Annotated in this window: 9 protein-coding genes; all 9 read left to right on the top strand. The window is 64.5% G+C overall.

Going from position 1 to position 9657, the window contains the following annotated elements:
- Positions 1–1223, top strand: a 1223-nt coding sequence (locus MOV76_RS36575) for an ATP-binding cassette domain-containing protein (protein WP_247266379.1), incomplete at its 5' end; no start/stop codon positions are given.
- Complete coding sequence (locus MOV76_RS36580) at positions 1220–2281, top strand: ABC transporter permease (RefSeq protein ID WP_247266380.1); 1062 nt, start codon at positions 1220–1222, stop codon at positions 2279–2281. The genes MOV76_RS36575 and MOV76_RS36580, both read left to right, overlap by 4 nt.
- 17 nt (positions 2282–2298) lie before the next feature.
- A complete protein-coding gene (locus MOV76_RS36585; RefSeq protein ID WP_247266381.1) occupies positions 2299–3696 on the top strand; it encodes an LLM class flavin-dependent oxidoreductase in 1398 nt (465 codons plus the stop codon).
- Between the two features lie 122 nt (positions 3697–3818).
- The gene (locus tag MOV76_RS36590) at positions 3819–5429 is read left to right on the top strand and encodes an ABC transporter substrate-binding protein (RefSeq protein ID WP_247266382.1); all 1611 of its coding nucleotides are present in this window, start codon (positions 3819–3821) and stop codon (positions 5427–5429) included.
- 40 nt (positions 5430–5469) lie between these two features.
- Positions 5470–6459, top strand: coding sequence for an ABC transporter permease (locus tag MOV76_RS36595; protein WP_112908245.1), 990 nt, complete (start codon positions 5470–5472; stop codon positions 6457–6459).
- Positions 6456–7289 (top strand): ABC transporter permease, encoded by an 834-nt coding sequence (locus MOV76_RS36600; RefSeq protein ID WP_247266383.1) that lies wholly within the window; start codon positions 6456–6458, stop codon positions 7287–7289. The genes MOV76_RS36595 and MOV76_RS36600 overlap by 4 nt, the downstream gene beginning before the upstream one ends.
- Positions 7286–8080, top strand: a complete 795-nt coding sequence (locus tag MOV76_RS36605) for an ABC transporter ATP-binding protein (RefSeq protein WP_112908243.1) — start codon at positions 7286–7288, stop codon at positions 8078–8080. The genes MOV76_RS36600 and MOV76_RS36605 overlap by 4 nt, the downstream gene beginning before the upstream one ends.
- A complete protein-coding gene (locus MOV76_RS36610) occupies positions 8077–8859 on the top strand; it encodes an ABC transporter ATP-binding protein (RefSeq protein WP_131606605.1) in 783 nt (260 codons plus the stop codon). The genes MOV76_RS36605 and MOV76_RS36610 overlap by 4 nt, the downstream gene beginning before the upstream one ends.
- Positions 8860–8870: 11 nt before the next feature.
- Positions 8871–9657: aminotransferase class V-fold PLP-dependent enzyme (locus MOV76_RS36615; RefSeq protein WP_247266384.1), on the top strand; the 787-nt coding region annotated here is incomplete at its 3' end.

The following is a 9657-nucleotide window of genomic DNA, read 5'->3' on the forward strand; positions in this document are numbered from 1 at the left end:
ACCTGGTCGGCGCCGCCGGCCTGACGGTTGCCGATGCGCTGCTGCTCAACCGGTTCGCCGATCGCAGCACGCCCTTATTCATCTCGCGCGCCGGCATCCGTCGCGCCGCGCAGGCGATGCTCGATGCCGCCGGCTTCAGCCTGCCGCTCGACCGTGATTTCGATGACCTCACCAGCGCCGATCGGCAGCTGGTGGCGATCGCCCGAGCGCTTGCCAACCGCGCCGATCTCCTCATCCTCGACGAGCCGACGGCGAGCCTTTCCGGAGAAGAAAGCCGCCGCCTCTTCGATATTCTGCTGAAGCTTCGCAGGCGAGGCCTGGCGATCCTCTATATCTCGCATCGTACCGCCGATCTCGAAGCCATCGCCGACCGCGCGCTCGTCATGCGCGGCGGCCGCGTCGTCGGCACTTTCTCGCGGCCGATCGATTTTTCGACCGCCATCGAGACGATGATCGGCCGCAGATTGGACGCGGCTCGGCCGGATGCGCGGCCTGCGACCGGTCCGGCGATTTTGGAGATGCGTGATATCAGCCTGCTCCCTGAAGCCGCTTCCTTCGATCTTTCATTGTATGAGGGCGAGGTGGTGGCGGTAACAGGCGTGCTCGGCGCCGGCAAGAGCCGGTTGCTCCAGGCGATCTTCGGCGTGACGGCGCTTGCCGGTGGGACAATGTTCCTCGGTGGCCGGCCCTATCGGCCGAAAAGCCCGGCCGAGGCGATCGCCGCAGGCGTGGCGATGGCGGCCGAAGACCGTCATCGTTCCTCGCTGATGCCACCGGCATGGCCCGGCCATTCGCTGTCGGCAACCATCAGCCTGCCGCATCTTGGCAAATGGTATCCGCACGGTTTCCTGGTCGGCGGCCGTGAACGACGCGAGGCCGAACAGGCAATCGCCCGTCTCGGGATCAAGGCCGCGGGTCCACTCGCCTCGGTCTGGTCGCTGTCCGGCGGCAACCAGCAGAAGGCGGTGATCGCCCGCTGGGAGGCGGAACCGAGCCGGCTGCTGCTGCTCGACGAACCCTTCCAAGGTGTCGACGTCGGCGCCCGTCACGACATCATCCGAGCAATCCGCGCCCGCACCGACCGGGCAACGCTGATCGCGACCTCCGACCCGGAGGAGGCCTATGAGGTGGCCGACCGCATCCTCGTCATCGACCGCCACGTGTTGAGGCCTGCGGCAGACGGGGCCGCTCTTGCCTCCGCCATCCAGGGAATATCCGCATGACGACGATCGACGACGACACTCTTCCACAGGCAAGCGCCCGGCCGAAGGCATCGCCGCAAGCCGATAACGGTCGTCTCGCAGCCCTCGGGGCGTTTCTCCGGGCGGGCGCGGTGTTCATCCTGCTGGCACTGCTCGTCGTCGGCTTCACCATCGCCCAACCCGCCTTCATCAATATCGCCAATCTGATGAGCATCCTGCAGGCGGTGTCCGTCGTCGCCATTCTCGGCGCCGGCGTCACCGTCACGTTGGCCGTCGGCGGTTTCGACCTGTCGATCGGCGCGGTCGCCGCATCGAGCGTGATGGCGGCGAGTTACGCGATGATCGTCTGGCATCTTGATGCCTATGCGACGGTACCGCTGGTGCTCACCTTTGGCGCCCTGATCGGCCTCGTCAACGCCTTCCTCATCGTGCGCCTGAAGGTGCCTGATCTGTTGGCGACGCTGGCGATGATGTTTCTGCTTTCCGGCCTGCAGCTGATCCCGACCGCCGGCCGATCGATTTCGGCAGGCCTCACCCTGCCCGACGGCTCGAAGGCGACCGGCGCCTACGACCCGGCCTTTCTGCTGATCGGCCGCTACAGCATCCTCGGCACCCTGCCCGTTTCCGTGGTGCTGATGGCGGTGGTCGCCGTCGCACTCTTCATTCTCACTGAACGCACCCGCATCGGCCGATTGCTGTTTGCGACAGGCGGCAACGAAGTCGCGACCCGGCTTGCCGGCGCGTCCACAGTTCGACTGAAGACGCTCGCCTATGTCATTTCTGGCACGCTGGCGGCGCTGGGCGGCATCGTCATCGCCGCCCGCGTCGGGCGTGGCGATGTCTCCTCCGGAGGTTCGCTGCTGATGGATTCGGTCGCCGCCGCGCTGATCGGTTTCGCCGTCTTCAACCTGCGGCGTCCAAACGTGCTCGGCACCATTGCCGGCGCCGTCTTCGTCGGCGTGCTGCTGAACGGTCTCACCATGCTGAATGCTCCCTATTACACCCAGGATTTCGTCAAGGGCGCCGTGCTCGTCGGAGCCTTAGCGCTGACCTACGGCCTCGGCCGCAGCAATCCCTAATTCCAAGGAAGAAAGACATGACCCGCGAAATCAGGCTGAACGCCTTCGACATGAATTGCGTTGGACACCAGTCGCCGGGGCTCTGGCGCCATCCGCGCGACAAGTCCTGGACCTACAAGGATCTCGATTATTGGGTGCATCTGGCAAAGACGCTGGAGCGCGGCAAGTTTGATGGGCTGTTTATCGCCGACGTGCTTGGCGTTTACGATGTGCTGCACGGCAATGTCGACGCCGCACTTCGCCATTCGGCGCAGGTGCCGGTCAATGATCCGCTGCAGCTCATCCCCACCATGGCCTATGAGACCGAACACCTTGGATTCGGCCTGACGGCGTCGCTCTCCTTCGAGCATCCCTATACCTTCGCCCGCCGCATCTCGACGCTCGACCATCTGACCAAAGGCCGTGTCGGCTGGAATATCGTCACCTCTTACCTCAACAGCGGCGCGCTCAATATCGGCCAGCCGGCGCAGACGAAGCATGATGACCGCTACGACCTCGCCGAGGAATATCTCGAGGTCTGCTACAAGCTCTGGGAGGGAAGCTGGGAGGACGGCGCCGTCGTTCGCGACCGCGAAAGCGGCATCTTCACCCATCCGGAAAAAGTCCATCCGATCCGCCATTCCGGCAAGCATTTCAACGTGCCCGGCATTCACTTGAGCGAACCCTCGCCGCAACGTACACCGGTGCTCTACCAGGCCGGCGCCTCCAGCCGCGGCAAGGATTTCGCCGGCGCCCATGCCGAATGCATTTTTGTCGCGTCCCCGTCGAAAGCCGTGCTGAAGCGTTACGTCGCCAATGTCCGCGAGGCGGCGGAACGGGTCGGCCGCAACCCGCGCGAAATCCTCGCCTTCAACCTGCAAACCGTGATCCTCGGCGAAACGGATGCGGAAGCACAGCGGAAGTTCAACGAATACCGCAAATACGCTTCCTTCGAAGGCGCGCTGACACTGATCTCCGGCTGGACCGGCATCGATTTCGGCCAGTTCGGGCCGGACGAGGTGCTGCGGCACCGTCATACCAATGCGGTGCAATCGGCCGTCGAAACCTTCACGACAATCGATCCCACCAAGGAATGGACGGTGCGCGAAATGGCCGACTGGGTCGGCATCGGCGGTTTCGGCCCGGTTTTCGTCGGCTCGCCGCAGACGGTCGCCGATCTGATGCAGGAATGGATCGAAGACACCGATGTCGACGGCTTCAATCTTGCCTATGCCGTGACGCCCGAAAGTTTCGAGGACGCGGTCGATCTGCTGGTACCGGAACTGCAAAAGCGCGGCGTCTACAAGACCGAATATGCCAAGGGAACGCTGCGCGAAAAGCTCGGGGGAGCAGGGCCGCGGCTCGTCGCGCCACATCCGGGCGCGGCCTATCGCAATCTCTTCGGCGAGCCGGCACGTGTCGCGGCCAACGGCTGAGCGAATAATGGCTGGGTGACAAAAAATATCTCGCCCAGCCCGACTATTCGAATCTAACCTCTATGACAATTTGCATTTCGCCCTGAATATGGGCACCCGAATTTCACCGATCAGGAGGGGTCATGACCGTATCATCTATCTCGCGGCGCACGCTGATGAAGGGCACCGCCCTGCTCCTTGCCTCGACGGCGCTCGCCCGGCAGGCGCTCGCGCAGACCGCGCCCGCCGGCGGCCGGCTGATCGTTGCAGCCGATTCCGAGCCGAAGAACCTCAATCCTGCCATCGTCGCCTCGAACGGCGTATTTTTCGTCGCAAGCAAGGTGATCGAGCCGCTCGCCGAAGCGTCGTTCGACGGCAAGGATGGGCTTTCGCCGCGCCTCGCCACCTCCTGGGAAGGCTCGGCCGATGGCCTCTCCGTCACCTTCAAGCTCCGCGACGGCGTCACCTGGCACGATGGCAAGCCGTTTACCTCGGTCGATGTAGCCTTCTCGGCGCTCAACGTCTGGAAGACGCTGCAGAATCTCGGCCGCCTGGTCTTTGCCAATCTTCAAGCCGTCGATACGCCCGACGATTACACCGCCATCTTCCGCTTCTCCAAGCCGACGCCGTTCCAGCTGATCCGCAACGCGCTGCCTGTCGTCACTAGCGTCGTCGCCAAGCACATCTTCGACGGCACCGATATCGCCACCAATCCGGCGAACAACACGCTGATCGGCACCGGTCCGTTCAAGTTCGCCGAACACAAGCCTGGCGAATATTACCGGCTGACGCGCAACGAGAATTATTGGGACAAGGACCAGCCGAAACTCGACGAGATCGTCTTCCGCGTGCTGCCCGATCGCGAAGCGGCGGGTTCGGCGCTCGAAGCAGACGAAATCCAGCTTGCCGCCTTCTCCGCGGTGCCGCTCGCCGATCTCGACCGCATTTCGAAAGTCGGCGGCATCAAGGTGATCTCAAAGGGCTACGAGGCTTTGACCTATCAGCTCGTCGTCGAGATCAATCATCGTCGCAAGGAACTGGCAGATCTCAGAGTCCGTCAGGCGATCGCGCAGGCGATCGACAAGAAATTCGTGGTCGACACGATCTTCCTCGGTTACGCCGCGGCCTCGACCGGTCCGGTGCCGAAGAATGCGCCGGAGTTCTATACATCAGATGTCGCGGCCTATGATTTCAACCCCGCAGCGGCGAACGATATCCTCGATAAAGCAGGATACAAACAGGGGGCAGACGGCAACCGCTTTACGCTGAAGCTCCGCCCCGCGCCCTATTTTAACGAGACCCGCCAGTTTGGCGATTACCTTCGCCAGGCGCTTGCCGTGATCGGTATCGATGCCGAGATCGTCAATGCCGATGCGGCCGCACATCAGAAGGCAGTCTATACCGACCACGACTTCGACCTCGCCGTCGGTCCGCCGGTCTTCCGTGGCGATCCGGCGATCTCCACCACCATTCTCGTCCAGTCCGGCACCCCTGATGGTGTGCCCTTCTCCAACCAGGGCGGCTACGTCAATCCGGAGCTCGACAAGATCATCAAGCAGGCCTCCGAGACGGTCGACACGGCGGCGCGCACCGATCTCTACCGCAAGTTCCAGCAGCTCGTCGTCGGCGATCTGCCGCTGATCAACGTTGCGGAATGGGGGTTCATCACCGTCGCGCGTGAAACCGTGCTCAACGTCGCAGACAATCCGCGCTGGGCCGTCTCGAACTGGGGCGATACCGCGCTGCAATCGTGATAGAATCGGCGGCAATTCTCTTCCAGAGGCCCTGTCCGGCGTGAAACGTGCAATCATCCTCCTGAGGCGCAGGGCGATCAGCAGCATTCCGGTGCTGCTGATCGTGGTGATCTTCACCTTTTTCCTGCTCGAAACCGCCTCGGGCGATGCCGTCGACGCCTATCTCGGCTCGATCGGCGGCGGCGATGCCGCACTTAGGCAGTCGCTGCGCGAGAGCTATGGCCTCGACCAATCGATGCTCGCGCGCCTTTGGCTCTATCTTTCCTCGCTCGCACGCTTCGATCTCGGCTGGTCGGTCGCCTTCAACAGGCCGGTCGGTGCGCTCATCGCTGAACGGCTGCCCAATACGCTGCTGCTGATGGGCAGTGCGACGGCGCTTTCCTTCGGTCTCGGCTCGGCGCTCGGCATCCTTGCCGGGGCGCGGCCGGGTGGCCTAAGGGACCGGCTGCTGTCGATCGGCTCGCTGATTGTTTACGCAATTCCGAGTTTCTGGCTCGGTCTGGTTCTGAGCATCGCTTTCTCGGTGAAACTGCGCTGGTTTCCGATCGCGGGCGTCGAGACGATCGCTTCCGGCAAGACGGGTTTTTCGCGCGCGCTCGATATCTCAGATCATCTGGTTCTGCCGGTGAGCGCACTGGCCCTGATCTATCTCGCCTTGTTCCTGCGGGTGATGCGCAGCGGTATGGCCGAGGCGTGGAAGCTGGATTTCGTGCTCTTCGCCCGGGCCAAGGGCCTGTCGCGCAGCCGCATCGTGCTGCGTCACGTGGCGCGTAATGCGCTGTTGCCGCTCGTCACCATGCTCGGGCTGCAATCGGCCGCCATGCTCGGCGGCAGCGTGGTGATCGAGAGCGTCTTTGCGGTCCCGGGTTTCGGGCGGCTGGCGCAGGAGGCGGTCAACGGCCGCGACGCGCCGCTGTTGATGGGCATCGTCGTCACCAGCGCCGTCCTGGTCATCTCGGTCAATTTTCTCGTCGATCTCGTCTATGCCGCGCTCGACCCGCGCATCGGCGCTTCGGAGGGCGGCGTATGAGCTGGCTGTGGCGACTGCTGCGCACGCCGGAAGGTGCGGCCGGACTGGCGATCCTTCTCGTCCTGCTTTTGGCCGGGCTGCTCGCTCCCGTCATTTCACCGGGCGATCCGCTGAAAATTGCCGGCCGCGCGCTGCTGGCGCCGTTCGCCGATCCGGCTTTTCCGCTCGGCACCGACCGTCTTGGCCGCGACGTCCTGGCGGGGCTGCTCTACGGCGCACGAACCTCACTTGCCGTCGGCCTGGCGGCGGCGTTTTCGGCCATGGTGCTGGGACTTTGCGTCGGCCTGGCGGCCGGTTTTGCCGGCGGACTCATTGACGAGGCGCTGATGCGGGTGGTCGACGCCTTCCAGATCGTACCGGCTTTCTTGCTCGCCCTTGCTTTCGTCAGCACGATCGGCGTGTCGACGCCCATTGTCGTCCTTGCCATCGCACTCGGCACCTGGGCCGATCCGGCGCGGCTGACGCGAGCGCAGGTGCTTGCAATCCGCGAGCAGGATTACGTCGCCTCGGCAAGGGTAGTCGGCATGCATCCGGCCGAGATCGCCTTCCGGGAAATCCTGCCAAACGCGTTGCCGCCGGTGCTGGCGCTCTCCGCCACCATCGTCGCCGGTGCGATCCTCACCGAGGCGGCGCTGTCCTTCCTTGGCCTTGGCAATCCCAATATCGCCACTTGGGGTTCGATGATCGCCGAAGGTCGCAGCGTGCTGCGTTCGGCATCCTATCTCTCAGTCATACCGGGCGCTGCGCTCGCCACGACCGTGCTCGGCGTCCATCTCTTCAGCGAGGGGCTCGGCAAGGTGCTTGGCGATGACGGTGTGAGGGCGACATGAGCGGCATTTTCTGCAGCCTGCGACAGCTTTCGGTCACCTATGGGCGCGACAGGGACGGCGCGGCCGCACTCGATGGCGTCGATCTCGATATCGTCGCCGGCGAAAGGCTGGCGATCATCGGCGAAAGCGGCTCCGGCAAGAGTACGCTCGCCCGCGCGCTTGCCGGCCTGCTGCCGGAAGGAGCGAAGGTCGGCGGCGAGATGCTCTGGCCCGGACTTGGTCATCCGCCGCGCGCGGGGCGCGATTTTGGCTTCGTCTTCCAGGACCCGGGCTCCAGTCTCAATCCTGTCCTGACGGTCGGCGAGCAGGTTGCCGAGGGCGCCAGGCGCCATCTCGGCCTCAGCTGGAAGCAGGCCTATGTCAGGGCCTGGGAATTGCTCGGCCGGGTGCGGATACCGCAGCCTGACAAGGCGATGCGTGCCTTTCCACATCAGCTTTCCGGCGGCCAGCGCCAGCGTGTGTCGATCGCGGCTGCCATCGCTGCGAAACCTGCTCTGCTGATCGCCGACGAGGCGACCAGTGCGCTCGACGTCGTCGTTCAAGCCGAGATCGTCCGCCTGCTCGACGGGCTGGTACGCGAGGATGGGATGACGTTGCTCTTCATCACCCACGACATCGCGCTTGCCTCCGGATTCGTCGATCGCATCGCCGTTTTCCGCAATGCCAAGCTGGTCGAGGCGGGCCCCGTCCGTTCAGTGCTTTCTGCGCCGAAAAGCGACTATACCGCCGCCCTCATCGCCAGCCATCGCGACCTCGCGACGCCACCGCTGATCGCGGAGGTGTTGCCATGAACGATGTGCTGCTTTCCGTCGAAAACCTATCGAAGGGCTTTTCTTCTGCCGGCAGGCAGGTTGCCGCTCTCGACAATGTGTCGCTGACGATCGCGCCTGGGGAAACGCTCGGTCTCGTCGGCGCCTCCGGCAGCGGGAAATCGACGCTGTCGCGCATTCTGCTGCGGCTTCTCAGCGCCGATGCCGGCTCGATCCGCTTCGAGGGAGAGGATTGGTTCGCTCTGAACGGCGCGTCTTTGCGCCGCCGGCGGGCGCGCATGCAGATGGTGTTTCAGGATCCGCTTGCGGCCTTCAATCCGTTGGCGACCGTCGGCACGGTGCTCGACGATCCGCTTCGCATCCACGGCATCGCGGCGAAAGACCGACGCCCGGGCGAGATCGTCATGCTTCTCGAACGTGTCGGCCTGCCTGTCGATTATGCCGACAGGCCAGTTCGCGCACTCTCCGGTGGCCAGCGGCAGCGTGTGGCAATCGCGAGGGCGATTGCGACACGGCCCTCGCTGCTGGTGCTCGACGAGGCGGTCTCGGCTCTCGATGTGACCGTCCGCGGCCGGATCCTCGAGCTCCTGGTCGATCTGCAGAAAGAACAGGGCATTGCCTGTCTGTTCATTTCGCACGATCTTGCCGTGGTCCGGGCCGTCTCCCACCGCATCGCCGTCATGGATGGCGGGCGGATCGTCGAGACCGGTCCGGCAGCGGCGGTCGTTGCGGCGCCGCAATCCGAGGCTGCCCGTGCGCTCGTTGCCGCCGTCCCCCGTCTCGTGACCGATCCCTGCTGAAGGAAGTATCCATGTCCGATCTTGGTTGGAATCCCCTGCATGGCGTGCCCTCCTATCCCGCGGAGCGCTACGCCGTCCTTGCCGACAGAATCGGCGGCATCTTGCGCAGCCGCAACGATATATTGCTGGTGCAGGCCGAGGCGGTGGTGGCGCTGGAGGCGGCTGCCGTCAGCCTTGCGCGCCCGGGCCTCACAGCACTCAACATCGTCACCAGCCTCTATGGCGGCTGGTTCGGGCAATGGCTGCGGCGGGGCGGTGCGACGGTCGCCGATATCGTCGCCGAACCGGGCCTGCCGATCGAGATCGAAGCAGTCGCCAAAGCGCTCGACGCCGGTCCTCGCATCGATGTGCTCGCTCTTGTGCACGCGGAATCTGCAAGCGGCATCCTCAACCCCCTGCCCGAGATACTGGCGCTTGCCCGGGCCCGCGGCATCGTCACCATCGTCGATGCAGTGGCCTCGGTCGGCGGTCATGGTTTCGAAGTCGACGATCTCGGCATCGACATTGCGGTTGTCGGCCCGCAAAAGGCGCTCGGCGGGCCTGCCGGCGTGTCCGCACTCTCGGTCAGCCACCGCGCCTGGGATCTGATCCTGACGGATGGCGCACCGTGCGATTCGATCTTGTCGTTGGCCGATCTGAAGACCTGGGTCGACAGCGGCCGACGCGGCCTGCCGGGAACGCCGGCGCCGCTGGAATTCTTCGCGCTGGAAACGGCGCTCGACCGCGTCGAGGCCGAAGGCCTGGAGAATATCGTCGCCCGCCATGCGCTGGCGGCATCGGCGACACGGGCGGGGCTTG

Origin of the sequence: Rhizobium sp. PRIMUS64, assembly GCF_023006465.1 — a bacterium.
Lineage (GTDB): Bacteria > Pseudomonadota > Alphaproteobacteria > Rhizobiales > Rhizobiaceae > Rhizobium > Rhizobium leguminosarum.

Coding starts and splice junctions, on each gene's coding strand:
- MOV76_RS36585 (WP_247266381.1), top strand. CDS start 2,299: ATGACCCGCGAAATCAGGCTGAACGCCTTCGACATGAATTGCGTTGGA.
- MOV76_RS36605 (WP_112908243.1), top strand. CDS start 7,286: ATGAGCGGCATTTTCTGCAGCCTGCGACAGCTTTCGGTCACCTATGGG.
- MOV76_RS36610 (WP_131606605.1), top strand. CDS start 8,077: ATGAACGATGTGCTGCTTTCCGTCGAAAACCTATCGAAGGGCTTTTCT.
- MOV76_RS36580 (WP_247266380.1), top strand. CDS start 1,220: ATGACGACGATCGACGACGACACTCTTCCACAGGCAAGCGCCCGGCCG.
- MOV76_RS36590 (WP_247266382.1), top strand. CDS start 3,819: ATGACCGTATCATCTATCTCGCGGCGCACGCTGATGAAGGGCACCGCC.
- MOV76_RS36600 (WP_247266383.1), top strand. CDS start 6,456: ATGAGCTGGCTGTGGCGACTGCTGCGCACGCCGGAAGGTGCGGCCGGA.